The organism is Nocardia heshunensis, assembly GCF_054782115.1.
In genome coordinates this window covers 341,520-357,897 of the sequence record NZ_BAAGTC010000005.1, presented here as the reverse complement: position 1 = coordinate 357,897, position 16,378 = coordinate 341,520, and the positions used below count along the sequence as shown (strand labels likewise).

General features: G+C 65.8%; 18 protein-coding genes. 10 read left to right on the top strand and 8 right to left on the bottom strand.

Going from position 1 to position 16,378, the window contains the following annotated elements:
* Positions 1 to 259: 259 nt before the first annotated feature.
* The 4 genes from ACYVN4_RS20350 (at position 260) to ACYVN4_RS20335 (ending at position 4,816) form a co-directional block, all read left to right on the top strand.
* Positions 260 to 1,234, top strand: a complete 975-nt coding sequence (locus ACYVN4_RS20350) for a helix-turn-helix domain-containing protein (protein ID WP_460723413.1) — start codon at positions 260 to 262, stop codon at positions 1,232 to 1,234.
* A complete protein-coding gene (locus ACYVN4_RS20345; protein WP_460723411.1) occupies positions 1,231 to 1,641 on the top strand; it encodes a hypothetical protein in 411 nt (136 codons plus the stop codon). The genes ACYVN4_RS20350 and ACYVN4_RS20345 overlap by 4 nt, the downstream gene beginning before the upstream one ends.
* A 326-nt stretch (positions 1,642 to 1,967) precedes the next feature.
* Positions 1,968 to 3,353: an LCP family protein gene (locus ACYVN4_RS20340; RefSeq protein ID WP_460723409.1), complete on the top strand. Its 1,386-nt coding sequence runs from the start codon at positions 1,968 to 1,970 to the stop codon at positions 3,351 to 3,353.
* 71 nt (positions 3,354 to 3,424) lie between these two features.
* Positions 3,425 to 4,816, top strand: a complete 1,392-nt coding sequence (locus tag ACYVN4_RS20335) for a hydroxysqualene dehydroxylase (protein ID WP_460723407.1) — start codon at positions 3,425 to 3,427, stop codon at positions 4,814 to 4,816.
* A gap of 39 nt (positions 4,817 to 4,855) precedes the next feature.
* Here the strand turns inward: ACYVN4_RS20335 and ACYVN4_RS20330 are convergent, their stop codons facing one another.
* Complete coding sequence (locus ACYVN4_RS20330) at positions 4,856 to 5,515, bottom strand: TetR family transcriptional regulator (RefSeq protein ID WP_460723405.1); 660 nt, start codon at positions 5,513 to 5,515, stop codon at positions 4,856 to 4,858.
* A 66-nt stretch (positions 5,516 to 5,581) separates the two neighbouring features.
* On the opposite strand from ACYVN4_RS20330, the gene ACYVN4_RS20325 reads away from it, so the two are divergent.
* Both ACYVN4_RS20325 and ACYVN4_RS20320 read left to right on the top strand, forming a co-directional pair.
* Positions 5,582 to 6,601, top strand: a complete 1,020-nt coding sequence (locus ACYVN4_RS20325) for an oxygenase MpaB family protein (protein WP_460723403.1) — start codon at positions 5,582 to 5,584, stop codon at positions 6,599 to 6,601.
* A 4-nt stretch (positions 6,602 to 6,605) separates the two neighbouring features.
* Positions 6,606 to 7,958 carry an oxygenase MpaB family protein gene (locus ACYVN4_RS20320; RefSeq protein ID WP_460723401.1) on the top strand — a complete coding sequence of 451 codons (1,353 nt, stop codon included), beginning with the start codon at positions 6,606 to 6,608 and terminating at the stop codon, positions 7,956 to 7,958.
* A 4-nt stretch (positions 7,959 to 7,962) separates the two neighbouring features.
* Here the strand turns inward: ACYVN4_RS20320 and ACYVN4_RS20315 are convergent, their stop codons facing one another.
* The 3 genes from ACYVN4_RS20315 to ACYVN4_RS20305 all read right to left on the bottom strand — a co-directional run bounded on the left by ACYVN4_RS20315 (position 7,963) and on the right by ACYVN4_RS20305 (position 10,144).
* Positions 7,963 to 8,313: a hypothetical protein gene (locus ACYVN4_RS20315; protein WP_460723399.1), complete on the bottom strand. Its 351-nt coding sequence runs from the start codon at positions 8,311 to 8,313 to the stop codon at positions 7,963 to 7,965.
* A gap of 110 nt (positions 8,314 to 8,423) precedes the next feature.
* Positions 8,424 to 9,065, bottom strand: coding sequence for a LysE family translocator (locus tag ACYVN4_RS20310; protein WP_460723397.1), 642 nt, complete (start codon positions 9,063 to 9,065; stop codon positions 8,424 to 8,426).
* A gap of 284 nt (positions 9,066 to 9,349) precedes the next feature.
* Positions 9,350 to 10,144 carry an SDR family oxidoreductase gene (locus ACYVN4_RS20305; protein WP_460723395.1) on the bottom strand — a complete coding sequence of 265 codons (795 nt, stop codon included), beginning with the start codon at positions 10,142 to 10,144 and terminating at the stop codon, positions 9,350 to 9,352.
* 58 nt (positions 10,145 to 10,202) lie between these two features.
* Between ACYVN4_RS20305 and ACYVN4_RS20300 the strand changes: the two genes are divergently transcribed.
* Positions 10,203 to 10,562: a winged helix-turn-helix transcriptional regulator gene (locus ACYVN4_RS20300; RefSeq protein WP_460723393.1), complete on the top strand. Its 360-nt coding sequence runs from the start codon at positions 10,203 to 10,205 to the stop codon at positions 10,560 to 10,562.
* A gap of 16 nt (positions 10,563 to 10,578) precedes the next feature.
* Here ACYVN4_RS20300 and ACYVN4_RS20295 read toward each other — a convergent pair whose 3' ends face one another.
* A complete protein-coding gene (locus tag ACYVN4_RS20295) occupies positions 10,579 to 12,585 on the bottom strand; it encodes an APC family permease (protein ID WP_460723391.1) in 2,007 nt (668 codons plus the stop codon).
* Between the two features lie 177 nt (positions 12,586 to 12,762).
* Between ACYVN4_RS20295 and ACYVN4_RS20290 the strand changes: the two genes are divergently transcribed.
* Positions 12,763 to 13,548 carry a GntR family transcriptional regulator gene (locus ACYVN4_RS20290; protein ID WP_460723389.1) on the top strand — a complete coding sequence of 262 codons (786 nt, stop codon included), beginning with the start codon at positions 12,763 to 12,765 and terminating at the stop codon, positions 13,546 to 13,548.
* A gap of 77 nt (positions 13,549 to 13,625) precedes the next feature.
* On the opposite strand, the gene ACYVN4_RS20285 is transcribed toward ACYVN4_RS20290, so the two are convergent.
* Together ACYVN4_RS20285 and ACYVN4_RS20280 are read right to left on the bottom strand one after the other, a co-directional pair.
* Positions 13,626 to 13,916, bottom strand: coding sequence for a hypothetical protein (locus tag ACYVN4_RS20285; RefSeq protein WP_460723387.1), 291 nt, complete (start codon positions 13,914 to 13,916; stop codon positions 13,626 to 13,628).
* Positions 13,917 to 14,068: 152 nt separating this feature from the next.
* On the bottom strand, positions 14,069 to 14,296 hold the full coding sequence (locus ACYVN4_RS20280) for a hypothetical protein (protein ID WP_460723385.1): 228 nt from the start codon (positions 14,294 to 14,296) through the stop codon (positions 14,069 to 14,071).
* 450 nt (positions 14,297 to 14,746) lie between these two features.
* Between ACYVN4_RS20280 and ACYVN4_RS20275 the strand changes: the two genes are divergently transcribed.
* Both ACYVN4_RS20275 and ACYVN4_RS20270 read left to right on the top strand, forming a co-directional pair.
* Positions 14,747 to 14,977, top strand: coding sequence for a DUF397 domain-containing protein (locus ACYVN4_RS20275; RefSeq protein WP_452397530.1), 231 nt, complete (start codon positions 14,747 to 14,749; stop codon positions 14,975 to 14,977).
* 86 nt (positions 14,978 to 15,063) lie between these two features.
* Positions 15,064 to 15,951: a helix-turn-helix domain-containing protein gene (locus ACYVN4_RS20270; RefSeq protein ID WP_460723383.1), complete on the top strand. Its 888-nt coding sequence runs from the start codon at positions 15,064 to 15,066 to the stop codon at positions 15,949 to 15,951.
* 93 nt (positions 15,952 to 16,044) lie between these two features.
* Here the strand turns inward: ACYVN4_RS20270 and ACYVN4_RS20265 are convergent, their stop codons facing one another.
* Complete coding sequence (locus ACYVN4_RS20265) at positions 16,045 to 16,293, bottom strand: hypothetical protein (protein ID WP_033089065.1); 249 nt, start codon at positions 16,291 to 16,293, stop codon at positions 16,045 to 16,047.
* Positions 16,294 to 16,378: the final 85 nt, after the last annotated feature.

Here is a 16,378-nt window from a genome sequence, read left to right as displayed (position 1 = left end):
ATGGTTGTCGGGAATGGCTCCGCTGTGAGTGGGCTGCCGCACTGTGGGCAGTGTCGAATGTCGTATGGCATGACGGTCTTTCAGTTGTTGCCGATGCAATTGAGATTGGCGCGGAGGGTGCATCTTGTCAAGTAACGCTTGAATCATCAAGCCGGACTTGGCAATAAATTCGTTATGAGAAAGTATTGCTTAAGTCTTCGGGCGATTCTCTGCCGGTGCACGCTGAACGCGGTTCACGCGAAATATCCTTGCTACCAGCGTGGCAGCTATCATGGGGGACCGGGGAGAGGTGGCCATGCGCGAGATCAAATTTGCAGCGACACTTAAGCATCTCATCGAGGCCGGCGACTACAGCGGAAACCGGAAGCAGCTCAGTATCGATCTTGGGATTACGACAGCCGCACTGTCTCAGTACCTGAAGGGGCAGAACAACCCCAGTGTGGACAAGCTGGTCGCGATCGCCGAGCTGTTCGGAGTGTCGTTGGACTACTTGATGTTCGGCGAGGACAGCGTTGCGGGAGCAGGTGGGACACTCGATTACGGACCGATAGCCCGCTACATGGAGGCAAGTCTCGCTTCGGCTCGCGCCGATGCGGCCGTGCAGTCTGCTTTTGTCGCGAAGATCGGCACGATCCTCGCTCAGCGCATCGGGATGGCGGCGCAGGACGCGGCGAAGCGTTCGCTCACGTTCGCTGGGATGCTCGATCATTATCAAGCTCTCGAATTGGAGCAATTCAGCGAGCTGAGTCTCATTGCCGCAATGGATCTTGCGGAGGATCTCGTCACGGTAGAAGGCGGCATCGAGCAGGGTGTGGCGGCGGGCAATTTTCTGAAAGTCGTCGCGGAGAATCTGGCCCGGGATCGCCATTATCAGTTCGTGCTTTCGTATGAGATGCCGGAGCAGCAATATTATGTGGAACAGTTCCGAGCCCTGCTCGAACAGCAGGGGTTGAGCCAGTCGAAGATCGATCGATGCACTTTCAGTGTTGCAGCTGAAGGCTTCTATGCGGGATTCTGCCTGTTCAAACTCGATGTCGAACAGCTGCGCAAACAGAGTCCGATCCTGTATCAGTACGTCGAAGAATACATCGGCAGTGACGGCTGGATCGGTTTCACCGAGTCGCCGAACTCGGACTATGTTGGAGTCTCGCTGATGAACAAACGCCATCGCGCCCTCGCGTCGGCGACATTTGATCGACTGACCCGCAAAGCAAAGAAAGTCACCGGTGAATGAACGACCCAACCTGCGAAGAACTTACGCGCGGCGTTGTCGTCGCGCGTGTCTTGGAAGTACGGCCGCATCCAAATGCTGAGCGCATCTGGTTGGCCACTGTCGACCTAGGCGATGGTTCCAAGCATCAGGTTGTTTACGGTGGTCAGCGGCCGGACATGGAGGGTGAGTTGGTCCCGGCGGCTCCGCCGGGTGCTCGACTACCGGGGCGGAAGAAGATGCGGCGGCGGAATTATCGGGGGATGTCCTCCTATGGGATGTTGTGCAGCTCGGATGAATTGGGTTGGACATTCAACCTGGTAGATGAGGTTGCGATCCTCGATCCGAATAGTGGTCTGGTGCCAGGTCAATCCCTCGATTGTCTTGATGCGCCACGGTTTCTGGTGTTGCCCGTGGGGGTGCGCGGCTAGGCTCGGTGGGCATGACGCATGCTCGGGATCGTCGGGGGAGGGGTTCGGGCGGGTTTGATCCTGAGACGGTGCCGTTACGGGCGGAGCGGCCGCAGCGGCAGTCCAGACCCCGCCCGCCCGTTGCCAGACGTCCTCGGGAGCGCCCACCGAGGGCGGGAAGGGCGATGGTGGCGGGGCGGGCGGTGATGGCGTTGGTGGCGGTTGGGGTGTTGGTGGCTACGGGGACGGCGTGGCGGCAGTATCAGCGTGAGTTGAGTGGGTTGACGATTTCGGGGGTGAGTCCGGGTGGGCCGAAATCGAGTGGGAAGACGCAGAATATTCTGATCATGGGGTTGGACAGTCGGCTGGATGAGCATGGGAATCCGTTGCCGCAGGAGATGTATGACGCGTTGCATGCGGGGGATGACAGTGAGGGTGGGTTCAATTCGAATGTGCTGATTCTCGTGCACATTCCGGGGGACGGCTCGAAATCTACGGCTATATCCATTCCGCGCGACGACTATGTCACGCTCGATCCGGCGTCGTGCGCTACCTCGCCGTGCAAAGGAAAGATCAAGCAGGCCTACGGGTTTGCGTATGCGCGGGAGAAGGACAAGCTCACCGCGTCGGGGGTCAAGGACGCGCTGACGCTGGATCAGCAGTCGCGGGATGCGGGGCGGCTGGCGGAGAGCAATACGGTGGGCAAGTTTCTGGGCGATGTTCCGGTCGATCACTTCGTCGAGGTGACCCTCGCCGCGTTCTTCCAGATCGCGCAGGCGGTGCAGCCGATCACGGTGTGCCTCAACGAGGACACGAAGGACAGCTATTCGGGGGCCGATTTCAAGAAGGGCAAGCAGCAGATCGACGCGTCGCAGGCGATGGCGTTCGTGCGCCAGCGCCGGGACCCGGATCAGCCGTTGTTCACCGATCTGGATCGGACCCGTCGGCAGCAGGCGTTCATCGTGTCGCTGCTGCGGCAGCTGCAGGACGGCGGCACGCTCAACAGTCCCAGCAAGCTGCGGGCCCTGCTCGACATCACCAAGCAGAACACCGCCATCGACAAGGATCTGGATCCGCTGGCGTTCGCACAGCGGGCATCGGCGCTGTTCAGCGAGGGTGTCTCGCTGTATACGCTGCCGGTCAAGGACTTCGGCACCGACGACGCCGGGGAATCGATCAATATCGTCGACACCGGCGAGATCCACGGCATCGTGGCGAACCTGCTCGGGGGTGATGCGGGCGCCACGACCACGACACCGCCGACCACGACCACCGCCATCCCGGCCGCCTCGGGCATTGTGCTCAACGTAGTCAACAGTTCCGGCATGAACGGCCTAGCCGCGCAGGTCCAAACCGCCCTGGCCACCCGTGGTTTCACGCGCGGCACCACCGGCACCGGGGCGGCCCGCGACACCACCACCCTGACCTACGGCACCGGCGCGGATGCTGCCGCCACCGCATTGGCCGAGCAGCTCGGTCTCACCGCCACCAAGTCGACCTCTGTGGAGGAGCAGACCGTGCAGCTGACCCTCGGCGCCGACGCACGCACCGGCCCCATCGCGAATCTGGTGGCCGACCAATCCGATCCGAGCACCTCGGCCGCCAAGACCACCGCCCCGACCAGCTCGACCACCCCGCCCGCGCCGGTCTCGGCCACCGCCCCCGGCGCGAACGCGCCCGCCGCCACCGACCTGTCTCAAATGGACACCGGCGGCATTCCCTGTGTGCGGTAACCGCATTCGCGCCTGTGACGGGCGCGGCGAGCGTAGCTTGCTTGATGCAGGCACTGGTTCGAGGGGCGCACATGAACGATCCGCGACGGTATGTGGTGATCGGCGGCGGACTGGCCGGACTGGCGTCCGCGGTCTGGCTGGCCGAGGCGGGCAAACAGGTGATACTGCTGGAACGGCGCGGCCGGTTGGGCGGTCGCACCCACGCTTTGGAAGTCGCGCCGCTGCGGGACGTGCCCGACAACGGGCAGCATGTGATCGCCAGCGGATATGAGCATCTGTTCCGGTATTTGACCAGCGTCGGCACCCGCCAGTACGTGAGTTTCCCGCAGCGTGGCGTGCTGCGCTGGCCGGGCGGGCGCACGGTCACCATGGGCACCAAGGGATTTCCCGCGGTGCGCGCACTGTTCGGGGCCCATCCGGACGCCACCGCCGCCGACCGCATGCGGGCCGCGACGGCCACCCTGCGCCTGGGCTGGCAGTGCCTGCGCCAGCCCGGCGACCTCGCCGACCTCACCACCGATCAATGGCTGCGCCGCGTGGGCATGCCCGATCTGGCCCGCGAAGCACTGTGGGATTGGCTGGCCCTGGGCATTGCCGCCGAACCGGTGCGGCAGGAATCGGCCAAAGTCTTCGCCGACGTGATGGCCACCGGAATCCGGTTGGGCGTCAAGCGATTGCGCCCGGTCACCATCGGCTACCCGACCACCGACCTGGACACGTTGTTGGTCTCGGGCGCGCAGCGGGTATTCGAGCGGCACGGGGTGACGGTCAAACACCGCGCGGTGGCCCGGCGCATCCGCGTCGCGGACGGTGCCGTCACCGGTGTCGAACTCGCCGACGGCGTGGTCGAGCCCGCCGACGCGGTGGTGTGCGCAGTCCCGAACTCCTACATCGGCGGACTCCTCGACGAGCTACCCGAGCACGACGAGATCTATTCCGCCGCCGACAAACTCGGCTACACCCCGATCGTCAGCACCAACCTCTACCTCGATCGCCCCCTCGGCACGCAGGCCGCGATGGAGGCCCTCATCGGCGGCGCGGGCGTCATCGACGAGGTCTTCGACCGCCAGCGCATGCACGGCCGCGGCACCCTCAACGGCTGGCTCTACTGCCTGACCACCAGTGGCGCGTACGAGCAGATCCACAAGCCGCACCACGCGGTGGTCGACGAGCAGATGGCCCTGCTGCGCGAATACTACCCGGCGGCCCAAGATGCGAAAGTCCTGCACGCGCAGGTGGTTCCGATGCCCCGCGCGACCTTCTCCCAGGTCGTCGGCACCGACAGCCTGCGACCTCCACAACGGACATCCGTGCCCACCCTGGTACTGGCCGGCGACTGGACCCGCACCGACTGGTCGGCCACGATGGAGAGCGCGACCCAGAGCGCGGCGCGCGCCGTCGACCTCCTACTGGCCCTGCCCGCAGTACAGCCGAGCGCCAATCACTCGACTGTGAGCCACTGACAGACCGGGCTGCGTCGTCAGTTTGACCGACCGGTCGAACTATTCGCGTTCTGCTCGCGCGGCAGGCTCGCGGAAGAAGTTGAGGATGAGCCGCGTGATGTCGGTCAGGAAGCGTTCCCGCGGGATGGGTGGGCCGTCGAGCAGGTAGCGGATGGTCAGGTGCTCGACCGTGCGCACCAGCATCCAGGCCGCGGCATCGGCGTCCATATCGGCGGGAGTCGGATACTTGCGCATGGACAGTGCGACCCTCGCCAGCTCGCCGATCTGCTGCTCGAAGGCGGCCGCCGGACCGTCGGCGGCCAGCCGCGGGGTCTGCTCGACCACCGCGCGGAGGAGCTCGCGATCGTTGCCCAGCGCATCCATGAGATACGAAATCGATTCCCGCACGGCGATTTCGGGCGGCGTGCCGACATACGTCAACACCCGAGCGCGCACCCGCTCGGTCACCTCGCGGGTGTAGCGCTCGATCACCGCGGCCACGATCGCGTCCTTGTTCGGGAAGTACTGATACAGCGATCCCGGACTGATATCCGCCGCCGCGGCAATGCGATTGGTCGACGCCCCGTCGTAGCCGTGGGCGATGAGCACCCGCTGCCCGGCGTCGAGAATGCGGACCACCATGGCCCGCGAACGATCCTGCTGCGGGGTCCGGCGGGGCGGCGCGGCAGCGGGTTTCGGGGTGCGGCGTTTCGATGTCATGGCGATTCGGACCAGATTCGGGATGCGAATTGAATGCGAGCAAATATTCGTGTCAGCGTGGGATTCATGGTGACACACAGCGCAACGGCGCGCGACCTCCACCACGATCCGGTGCCACTGGGACCGGAGTCGCTGACCTGGAAAACCTTCGGATCCCTCTACTTTCTGCCCAGCGCCCTGTTCGTCGGCATGGTGCAGAACATGCACCCGGGACTCGGGGCGGGGGTGGAATTCCACTCCGAGCTGCAGGACGAGTTCTATCCACGGATTCTGCGCTCGCTGTACCCGATCTACGGCGTTGTGTTCGACGGCGACCGGGCGCAGCAGACGGCCCGCGACATCGTCGGATACCACCGCGACATCAAGGGCGTCGACGCGCAGGGCCGCCGCTATCACGCCCTCGATCCCGGCACCTTCTACTGGGCGCACGCGGTGTTCTTCATGCAGAACCTGCGGGCTGCGGACCTGTTCATGGGCGGGCTCGACGAGGCCGAGCGCGAACAACTTTGGCGCGAGCACTACCAGTGGTACGAGATGTACGGCATGAGCATGCGGGTCGTGCCGCCGAGTTGGGCGGCCTTCCAACGCTATTGGCAGGTCATGTGCCGTGACACCCTGGAGGCGACCCGGGCGGCCCGCGACGTCTTCCACCTCGTCGACACCGTGCCGGTGCCGCCGTTCCCGCTGGTACGGCAGCTGCCGAAACCCCTGTGGGAGAACCTGATCCGGCCCGCCGGAGGCCAGTTCTACCAGTTCGTCACCATCGGGATGTGCGACCCGGAGATCCGCCGCACCATGGGCTTCACCTGGACCGCCCGCGATCAGCGTCGCTTCGACCGCCTGTGCCGGACGCTGTCGGCGATGAATCGGGTGACACCCGACGGGATCAAATACTTCTTCCCGCGCATCCACGCCGCCCGCCGCCGCGTCACCGGTCGGCGGCCCGCCCGGCTGGCCCCGCCGGAAGCGCCCGAAATGCTGTGGCCGGTAGGCGAACACCGCGCCGAGAACAAGCACTACTGCCCGGTCCACGCCGACCGCGGCACCGACTCGATCACCAGATTCCGCCAGCTGACAGGGTTTTGACGCCATGACGCAGGAACTCGAAGCCACCCGGCCGCACCCCTACGACTACTACTACCGCCCCGGCCTGCCGCTGCGCCCGCCACCTCCGCGCGCCGTGGCCTCGGACCTGTGGTTCGAACCGCGAAAAGCCATGCTGGGACCGTGGATCGACGTGCGCCGCGAGCCCATCGACACACCACGCACCCGGCTCATGGCCGACCATTTGTGGCAGGGTGACGAACCCATGGACGAACTGGTCGCGGCATTCCGGCGACTCGGCTCCCCGAGCGGGCGGCGCATGCTGAACCAGGCACTGGCGCATGGCATCGACAGCCTCGACGATCCGCTGCCGGAGATGGTGAATCTGTTCGCGCGGCTGGACAATCCACCGGAGTGGTACGACCCCGACCTGTGGGAAAACGGGCGGCGGCTCTGGATCAACGTCTCGCTCGCCGGGAAGATGGCGATGGGCGTGCAGGATTTCATGGGCACCTTCGTCGGCGCGGAGGTCGCCTCCGCCGTCGGGCAGACCGGGCGATTCGTGCGAGATCCCTACCGCCGCAACCTGGAATCGTCGGTCTGGTTCCGCAGCGTCACCGCGCCGCGGGCGTTGGAACGCACCAACCCGATCTTCCACGACACCATCCGGGTCAGACTCATGCACGCCCAGGTGCGGGCGATGCTGCGCCGCACCTGGGGTGACGAACATTTCGCTCTGCACGGCAATCCCATTTCCAACGCGACCACCATGGGCGCGGCCGTCACCTTCGGTCTCTCGCCCATGTGCTTCGACCACGTCCACGGACGCCGCTGTACCACCGCGCAACTCGACGCGGTCATGCACTACTGGGCCTACATCGCATATGTCTTCGGCGTAGCCGAGGAACTGATCCCGCGCTCGGCCGCCGAAGGAATGGAACAGGCCGACTATATGGTGGCCACCGCCGGTGTGGCCCCGCAGTGGACGGCGACCATGGCCGGTGCCGCCACCCGCTCTTTCAACGACGCCACACCGACCGGTCGCCTCCGCATCGCCGCCACCGCACCCCTCTTCGGCGCCCTCGCCTACTACAGCAGCGAGCCACTCGTCCGCACCCTCCTGGCCGACACCCCGCTGAAATCGGTTCCCCTACGCCCGTACTCCCGCCTCGTCGGCTTGGCCGCCACCACGGAGGTCCGAGTCCGCGCCCTCGACGATCGCCTCCCCGGCGCCCGCACCCGCATGATCCGCCGCGCCCGCCACATCGACCCCATGTGGGACCGCAACACCCGCATCGCGCGCTACCTCGCGGCGAAAGTCGGTATCCGCGGCACCCCGTTCGACCACCACGACACCTCTGCCACCGCACCCGCCGACACCCCACGCTGCCCGATCTGACCGGTCAGCCCTGGGTTCCGACAATGCTCAAGTACACGACCATGAGCGTGAACAGGAACCAGCCCACGCCCTGCCAGATCGGCCAGGCTCGCTCATCCCGCCACGCGCGGAAAGCCAGTACCAACGCGCCGATCCCGCCGAGCAGCAGCAATCCGCCCGGAACCAGTCCGACCACCACCCGGGAGGTGGCATCACACAGCATCGAATCGGCGTTCAAGCACCGAGGCCGCGCCGAAGCCCACACCACGGAGATAACGGCACCGACGGCGGTCACACCCAACACCGCCAGCACGTACTGGGTGGCGTGGCGCAGCATCGACGGATCGTTCCACCGCTTCTCCACGTCGTTCACCATGCGCACACCTCATCGCTGCCGTCCGGCTCGAACCGATACCACCATGGTCGTCGCGTATCCGGCCCACCGCCACGCCGCAGCCCCGTACCGCGATATCGGCGCCGACCGGGTCAGCGCGCGTCGGCGGCTAGGCCGAGGCCCAGGGCGACCAGGATCGCGGCGAGGGTGCGCTCGATACGGCGCCGAATGCCGGTGCGGCGCAGCCAGGTTCCGGCCCGGTCGGCGGCCAGCACCACGCCCACGCACCAGGCGGTGTCGATGACGAGCTGGATCGGGGCCAGAATCAGAAATGTCGGTAGGACCGGGCCGCTGGTGGGCAGGAATTGCGGCAGGATGGTCAGGCCGAAGACGGCCGCCTTCGGGTTGGCGGCGATCGAGATCAGGGATGCGCGGAACGCTGCGGCCGGGGTGCGGCCGCCCGGCAGCGCAGCAGTGAGGGCCGACCCGAACGCATCGTCGCCCCGCGCGCCCCGCCACGCTTGAATTCCCAGCCACACCAGCACAACCGCACCGAGCAGATGAATCCCGAGGTTCAGAGCGCGGTTGGCCACCAGCAGCGCCGACAACCCCGCCCCACCCGCCAGCGTCCACCCGAACACCCCGATCTCATTCCCCGCCACCGCCGCCAGCCCCGCCGCGCGCCCATCCCGCACCGACCGCTGCAGAAACAGCGCCGTAGCCGGACCCGGAATCGCGGCCAAGATCAGGCACGCGAGGGTGAATGCGGGCAGAACCTGAATCCAATGCGGCATCCCCCGATGCTGACACGCGCTCACCACACCCGGCCAGCGGAATTCCCTAGTCGCCGCGACTTCGCACCCCTCCCGGCGTGTTCAGAAGAAACACGCGGCCCGCGCGGTGGCACATCGAGTTCGGCGACGCTCCAAGGAACCGAATACCCGCCCAGAATCCGATGTGTCGACGAATGTCGCGGCGGCACAGCGAATTGCGTGCCGGGGCTCTCGGCGAGCAGACAGGCCTCCGTTGCCGGTCCGGTATCCGGGCCGGGCCGCGGATTCGGCCCGGGTGTTTCGGTTCAGCGGTCTCGTGACCCCGAAGCCGTTGCGGTGTCGGCCAAATAGTCCTGTCCGCCAACGTAAATGGTGTGGCCGAGCGGGGCGTCGACCGTGGTGGCGTCGGCGACGGCGGTGGCGAAGTCTTCGACGGTGGGGAGGTCGCCGTGGTCGCGGCGGGCGGTGACGGCGTCGGGGTCGCGGCGTTCCAGGAGGCGGACGATGATGGTGCCGTCGATCATGTCGCCGGAGACGATGGTGAAACCGATTCCGCGGGTGGCGAATTCGTCGGTCATCGCGCGCAACGCGTCCTCACCGGCACGCTTGCTGGCGGCGATGGGTTCGTAGCCGGGCGGGACCTCACGGGTGGGGGAGAAGTGGGCCTGGTGGCTGGTGACGAAGACGAGGCGGCCACCGACCGGGAGGTGGGGCAGCGCTAGTCGCGTGAGGCGGGTTTGGGCGTCGCGGTTGAGGAGCATGGCGTAGTCGGGGGCGGCGTCGCGTTCCAGGCCGCCGGAGGCGTTGAGGATCAGCACGTCGAGGCGGCCCTGCTCGGCGATGACGGTGTCGATGAGCGCACGCGCGCTGTCGGGGTCGGAGATGTCCGCGCCCGCGATCGACGCGCTGCCGCCCGCGGCCACGATCTCGGCGGCGAGGGTCTGTGCGCGGGTGCGTTTCTCGCGATAGTTGATGACCACGTGGTCGCCGCGGGCCGCCAGCACCCGCGCGGTCTCCGCGCCGATGCCGCGGGACGCCCCGGTGATGAGCACGATTCGCCGCTGCCCGCCCGGTGCGCCGCTGTCCGTCGTTGCTGTCATACCCGTTCCTCCGGCCCGATCGAGTGCTTCTGATTTAGAACCAATATGGTGGTTCGAAATGAGAAGCGCAAGCCAGCCCCCGCCCGCCAACAGCCGCGCCGACGCCTCGGCGACCCCGCTACTGGCCGCCATGGACCTACTCGGTCAGCGTTGGATGCTGCGCGTGATCTGGGAACTCGAACCCGGCCCCCTCGGCTTCCTGGAACTGCGCCGCCGCATGGGCAACTGCTCCTCGAGCATGCTCTCGGTCCGCCTGCAACGCCTCGCGGAAGCCGGCGTGGTGGACAAGAAGCCGGACAAGTCCTACGAATTGACCACTGCCGGAATCGAATTGGGCCACGTTTTGGAACCGGTATGGCAATGGTCCGAACGCTGGGCGGGCAACCTCGAGCACGCCGCGGAATCGGACGACTCGTAGGACTTGCTGGAAAAGGTCAGGCGGCGTCGCCGGAGCCGGTGATGCCGCGGCGGACTTCGCCGGGGGAGTGTTCGATGCGGAGGGGGTTGCGGGAGTGGGAGGAGCGGAGTTGCCAGGGGACGCTGGTGACCATGACGCTCGGCTCGAACAGGAGACGGGCTTTCAGGCGTAGGGAGCTCTGGTTGTGCAGGAGGTTTTCCCACCAGCGGCCGACGACGTATTCGGGGATGAAGACGCTCACCACGTCGCGGGGGCGCGATTTGCGTTGGCGTTTGATCTCTTCCAGGACCGGCCGGGTGATTTCGCGGTAGGGCGATTCGATCACCTTCAGCGGAATGCCGACGTGGAATTTGTCCCAGTCGCGCGCGAGCTGTCGGGTGTCGTCGTCATCCACGTTCACTGTCACCGCGGTCAGCGTGTCCGGTCGGGTGGCGCGCGCGAACTGGACGGCCTGCTGAGTCGCCTTGTGCCACCCCGACACCAGCACCAGCGCGTGCACCCGCCCCGGCAGCGTCTCGACATCGTCGGGATCGATGGTCAGCTCCGCCCGCACCGACGAATAGTGGCGGTGGATCAGCCACATCAGCGCCACCAGCACCGGGATCGCGATCACCACCAGGTACGCGCCGTGGGTGAACTTGGTGATCATGACGACCACCAGCACCACCCCGGTGAAGCAGGCGCCGAAGGCATTGATCAGCCGCGCCCGATGGATGCGCAGCCGATCCGAAGTGTTGTCGGCGGTGCGCAATTCGCGATTCCAATGCCGCACCATGCCGATCTGGCACAACGTGAACGAGGTGAACACACCCAGGATGTAGAGCTGGATGAGCCGCGTGGTGGACCCGTGGAAGGCGTAGATCAGCACGCCCGCGACCACCGCCAGCAGGATGATGCCGTTGGAGAAGGCCAGCCGGTCACCGCGGGTGTGCAGCTGCCGCGGCATGTAGCGGCGTTGCGCGAGAATCGAATTCAGCAGCGGGAAGCCGTTGTAGGCGGTATTGGCGGCCAGGATGAGGATCAGCGCCGTGGTCACCATCAAGTAGTAGAAGGCCGGGCTGTGCCCGCCGAACACCGCCGCAGAGATCTGCGCGATGACCGTCTTCTGCGCGTCGTTGTGGCAGTCGCCCTGGAATCCGATCAAATCGCAGGCGTTCTCGACCACCCGCGTCTTGGTGATCATGGCCAGTGCGGTGACCCCGGAGAACATGACGATGGCGATGACGCCCATCGCGGTCATGGTGCGGGCGGCATTGAGCGCCTTGGGTTTGCGGAAGGCGGGCACGCCGTTGGAAATCGCCTCCGCGCCGGTCAGTGCCGTACAGCCGGAGGAGAAGGCCCGCAGCAGCAGGAACGCCACGCCGGCGGTGGACAGCCCGACCTGTTCGGCGTGGATCTCGTAATGCGCGCTCTCGGCCACCGGCGTGTGCCCGAGCAGTGTCTGGCCCAGCCCGACCGCGATCAACGCGAAGACCCCGAGAATGAAGCCGTAGGTCGGAATCGCGAACGCCCGCCCCGATTCCCGCACCCCGCGCAGATTCATGGCCGTCAGGAAGACGATGAAGACGAGATTGACCGCCACCCGATACGGATTCAGTTCCGGAATCGCGGAGATGATGTTGTCCACGCCCGCGGCCACCGACACCGCGACGGTCATGACGTAGTCGACCAGCAGCGCCGCGGCCACCACCAGCCCGGGCAGCGCCCCGAGATTCTCCGCGACCACCTCATACGACCCGCCGCCGGACGGATAGGCCTGCACCACCTGCCGATACGACAGCGCCACCACCGCCAGCAGCACCACCACACCGCCCGCCACCACGGGCGTGAAGTGCAGGTAGGTCAGCCCGCCGAGGGTGAGAATGAGCAGAATCTCTTGCGTGGCATAGGCGACCGACGACAATGGGTCACTGGCGAAGATGGGCAGCGCGAGTCGTTTGGGCAGCAGCGTCTCGCCGAGCCGATCGCTGCGAAACGGACGCCCGAGTACCAGTCGTTTGGCGACGTCGATCGGTGAAACCACGTTCGGGAGCCTATGGGCGAAAACCGTATGAATCCGGACCACATGCCGTATGGATTTCGTAAAGATACCTAAGAGTTCGGTGCTTCTCATTGCAGCTCTCGAGACTTGTGCAGTTGATCCAACAACCACCTAGACTGTCTGGGACGTAGACCATGAAATTTGAGGAGAGGTGACACGATGGGAGACCGGACGGTCGTCGCCGACGTTGCCGATGAATTGGCACGCCGCGTGGCATCCGGGGAGTACGAGCCCGGTGGTCTGATGCCGTCCGTCCGCCAGGTCGCCGACGAATTCGACCTCAATCGCGCCACGGCGCAATTGATTCTGGGCCGGCTGGAGTCCTACGGCTTCGTGGACGCCTACCGGGGCAAGGGATTCGTCATCCGCGATGTGCGCGCGGAGGGTGGTGTGGACGTGTACCGGCGGCTGTTCCGGCTGTCCATGCCGGATCCGGAGCTTGCCGCGGACATGTTCGGCCACATCGTGGACGAGGAGCGCGGCATCGCGCTCGAGGCGCTGCTCGAGTACACCGGCAGTGAGCGCGGCCTGGATCCGGCCGTCCTCAAGGACGATATCGACGCCTTGGAAACCCTTGCGCGCGGTGCGGATCCGGATCCGCACCGGATGCTGAGCCTGGAACTGGGGCTGCTGCGGCGGCTGCTGACCGCGCTCGGGCACACGGTGCAGCGGGCGGTGCTCAACTCCATCGGCGAGATGGTGCTGGAGGTGCCGGAGGCGGTCGAGGCGTACTTCGCGGTCTCACCGGACCTGCACGTGCTGGTGTGGCGGGCGTTGGTGGCGGTGTGGGAGTCCGACGGCGGGCCGAGTCAGGCGCAGCTGGCGTTGTTCGAGGATCTGTTCGGCATGTACCACCAGAAGGTGGTGGCGCGCTTCGAGGAACTGGTCGGAGCGGCTCCGGCGGAGTCCGCGGCCGAGATCACGGGGCATGCCGCGACGGCCTAGCGACCGCGGTGGGGCGTTCACGTCTGTTTCAAATCCGACTATTCGGTTTCGTCTCAGACAACCCCACTTGACGGAATCTACTGTCCGATCACGGCATTCATGATGGTGCCCGCGCTCGTCGCGAGGATCCCTCCGATGAGCGCGCCGGCCACCTGCTTGGGTGCCTGCACCCCGCTGCCGCTCCACTTCTCCCAGGCGAACCGGCCGCCCGCGTAGGTGATCGCCAATACCCCGGAGAGCAGGACGAACCAGGTGAAGTAGCGGACCAGCCGCAGCAGCTTGTCGGCCACCGGCGGGGTCTCGGGCGTCGGATTGAAGATCTGGGCGTGCTGGATCTGGGTCAGCAGCTCGTGCGTGACTGTCAGCATCTCTGCGCTCTTCCGCGTGTCGGCTGTTCTCCTTCCGGAGTACCCGCCGCACCCGTCGGCACGCAAGGGCTTGGTGCACAAGGGAAACCGCGTATCGCGCAAGCCGCCTTACGTGCGGGGCGCGAACGCAATCATGCGCACGATGGGCGCGGTCAGTCCACGTCGTTGTCGGCCGACAGGTACGCTACGGCCGCCAGGTACTGCCGACAGGCGAAGTGCTGATCGTGGGCGCGGAGGATGGCGCGGGCCTGGCGATAGGTGAGAGCGCGGGGCTCGACCTCGCAGTCGCCGGCATTCTCCGGCCGATCGCCGGCGGTACCTGCCCGATTGCCGGCACTGGCGACCGGGGAATGAGTGGAACGGACGAGCATCTGCGTCATGGGATGCCTCTGGCCGATGGGGAATGGTGCACCGAGTTTAGGGCGACGGATCGTGCAGATGCAAGCACATCTGCACGCTCGCGTCCGGTGTCGCTGAGCGGATGCACCGGGTGGCGCGGCGCGAATTCCGGTCGGCCGCAGAGATAGCCGAGAGGTTCGGATCGGACATTTCGGTGTCACGTGACTTTTCGGGCGGGTAGTCCAGGACGTATCGGGCGTATGGGACCGACGGGCCGGGATTGTCCGAAATACTTCGCAACTTCGCTTGGGCTTTCGCCTGATCAAGATCAAACCTGTTGTGTTGCAAACGATGTGCCAGCTTCGAGCCATCGATACCGGGCAATCTGCGTGCTATCGTCGTGCTTGCGGTTGCAACTGTAAGTACACCTGATCGAACATTTGCAAGTACTGGGACCACCGTCTGCGGGCGGTACTGGCAAGGAGTCTGAAATGACGGACATCTCGGCAACCCCTTTCGATCGCTCTAATCTGTTGTGGCGCAAGAGCACCTTCAGCAATCCCAGTGGTAACTGCGTGGAGATGGCCCCGCTCGCCGACGGGCAGGTGGCGGTACGCAACTCGCGCGACCCCGAAGGTTCGCTGATCGTGTACACGCGGCCGGAGATCGATGCCTTCCTGCGCGGCGCGAAGAGCGGAGAATTCGACGACCTCGCGCGCTGAGCGGTAGCATTGGCAATCGGCGCGGTGGTTCGCGACAGACGGTTGTGAGTCCACTGCCGGCAAACCCGAGCATCGGAGTGGACCCCATGATCGCAGAACCCGTTGCCCACGATCGGGCGGATTCCGCTGTCGCCGAACGTGGCCCGACTGCACTGCGTATCGCGGTCGGTAGCCAGCTACGCAAGCTGAGGGAACTCAGCGGTATCACACGGGAAGCCGCGGGCGATCACATCCGGGGTTCCCACGCCAAGATCAGTCGCCTGGAACTCGGGCGGACCGGATTCAAGGAGCGCGACATCCGGGATCTGTTGGCGCTGTACGGCGTTGACGATCCCGGCGAGCGCGAGCAGTTCCTCGAGTTGGTTCGCAGGGCGAATCAGCCCGGCTGGTGGCATCGCTACAGCGATCTGCTGCCACCCTGGTTCGAAACCTATCTCGGACTCGAGCACGCGGCGAAATCCATTCGCACCTATGAGGGGCAACTGGTCCCGGGGTTGCTGCAAACCCCCGACTATGCCCGCTCGGTCGTGGCCCTCGGGCACGACGCGGATGGAGAGCGCCGCGTCTCGCTGCGTCGGCGGCGTCAGGAGCTACTGACCCGCGACGGTGCGCCGAGCTTCTGGGCCGTGCTCGACGAGGCGGTGCTACACCGACCGGTCGGTGGGCCGGGAGTGCTACGTGGTCAGATCGAGCACCTTATCGAGATGTCCCGACTGCCGAACGTCACCATTCAGGTGCTGCCCTACGCCGCGGGCGGCCATGCGGCAGCGGGCAGTTCGTTCACCATGCTGCGCTTCGCCGAGCCCGAACTTCCCGACATCGTGTATCTGGAGCAGTTGACGAGCGCGCTGTATCTGGATCGCCGCCAGGATCTGGAGCTCTACCGCCAGGTCATGGATCAGCTGAGCGTGCAGGCGGAGCCGCCGGAGCGGTCCCGCAAAGAGCTGGCGCGGATAGCTGCGGACCTCGACTAGAGGTCCCCGCATACGGATAAGGGGCCCCTCACGGGGCCCCTATCAGCGTGCCTTGGGTCGGACGAGTCGGCCTGTGGCACGGCCGGAGTCGGATTACTGCCTGATGAAACTGGAGGCGATACGCCAAAATGCCTCCGGTTGCATGGTGTGCAGATCCCAATCGTTCACCATGGCATGCGCCGTGGTGACGATCCGCTCGATGTCGAAATCGTACCGAGTGGCCGCTCCAGTGGATTCGACCTGGCGGATAACGAAAGCGGTTGCCGTCTCACGTGAATAGGTTTGCTCCGGCTGACTTCTGTCGGCAAACCCGAGTCGGCTGAGGTTGATTGGCTGGTTCATTCGAACGCCCCTGACGCCAGGCCGACGGCTAACCGTGGGCGAAGAATCGCCGGTGATTCACCGCTCGGCTCTCTGGTTGTCCCCT

Excerpts from the sequence above, each read along its gene's own strand:
- ACYVN4_RS20340 (WP_460723409.1), top strand. The coding sequence starts at position 1,968 with ATGGGGTTGGACAGTCGGCTGGATGAGCATGGGAATCCGTTGCCGCAG.
- ACYVN4_RS20300 (WP_460723393.1), top strand. The coding sequence starts at position 10,203 with ATGAGAAGCGCAAGCCAGCCCCCGCCCGCCAACAGCCGCGCCGACGCC.
- ACYVN4_RS20285 (WP_460723387.1), bottom strand. The coding sequence starts at position 13,916 with ATGCTGACAGTCACGCACGAGCTGCTGACCCAGATCCAGCACGCCCAG.
- ACYVN4_RS20275 (WP_452397530.1), top strand. The coding sequence starts at position 14,747 with ATGACGGACATCTCGGCAACCCCTTTCGATCGCTCTAATCTGTTGTGG.
- ACYVN4_RS20335 (WP_460723407.1), top strand. The coding sequence starts at position 3,425 with ATGAACGATCCGCGACGGTATGTGGTGATCGGCGGCGGACTGGCCGGA.
- ACYVN4_RS20315 (WP_460723399.1), bottom strand. The coding sequence starts at position 8,313 with ATGGTGAACGACGTGGAGAAGCGGTGGAACGATCCGTCGATGCTGCGC.
- ACYVN4_RS20345 (WP_460723411.1), top strand. The coding sequence starts at position 1,231 with ATGAACGACCCAACCTGCGAAGAACTTACGCGCGGCGTTGTCGTCGCG.
- ACYVN4_RS20310 (WP_460723397.1), bottom strand. The coding sequence starts at position 9,065 with ATGCCGCATTGGATTCAGGTTCTGCCCGCATTCACCCTCGCGTGCCTG.
- ACYVN4_RS20280 (WP_460723385.1), bottom strand. The coding sequence starts at position 14,296 with ATGACGCAGATGCTCGTCCGTTCCACTCATTCCCCGGTCGCCAGTGCC.
- ACYVN4_RS20320 (WP_460723401.1), top strand. The coding sequence starts at position 6,606 with ATGACGCAGGAACTCGAAGCCACCCGGCCGCACCCCTACGACTACTAC.
- ACYVN4_RS20325 (WP_460723403.1), top strand. The coding sequence starts at position 5,582 with ATGGTGACACACAGCGCAACGGCGCGCGACCTCCACCACGATCCGGTG.
- ACYVN4_RS20290 (WP_460723389.1), top strand. The coding sequence starts at position 12,763 with ATGGGAGACCGGACGGTCGTCGCCGACGTTGCCGATGAATTGGCACGC.
- ACYVN4_RS20305 (WP_460723395.1), bottom strand. The coding sequence starts at position 10,144 with ATGACAGCAACGACGGACAGCGGCGCACCGGGCGGGCAGCGGCGAATC.
- ACYVN4_RS20330 (WP_460723405.1), bottom strand. The coding sequence starts at position 5,515 with ATGACATCGAAACGCCGCACCCCGAAACCCGCTGCCGCGCCGCCCCGC.
- ACYVN4_RS20270 (WP_460723383.1), top strand. The coding sequence starts at position 15,064 with ATGATCGCAGAACCCGTTGCCCACGATCGGGCGGATTCCGCTGTCGCC.
- ACYVN4_RS20265 (WP_033089065.1), bottom strand. The coding sequence starts at position 16,293 with ATGAACCAGCCAATCAACCTCAGCCGACTCGGGTTTGCCGACAGAAGT.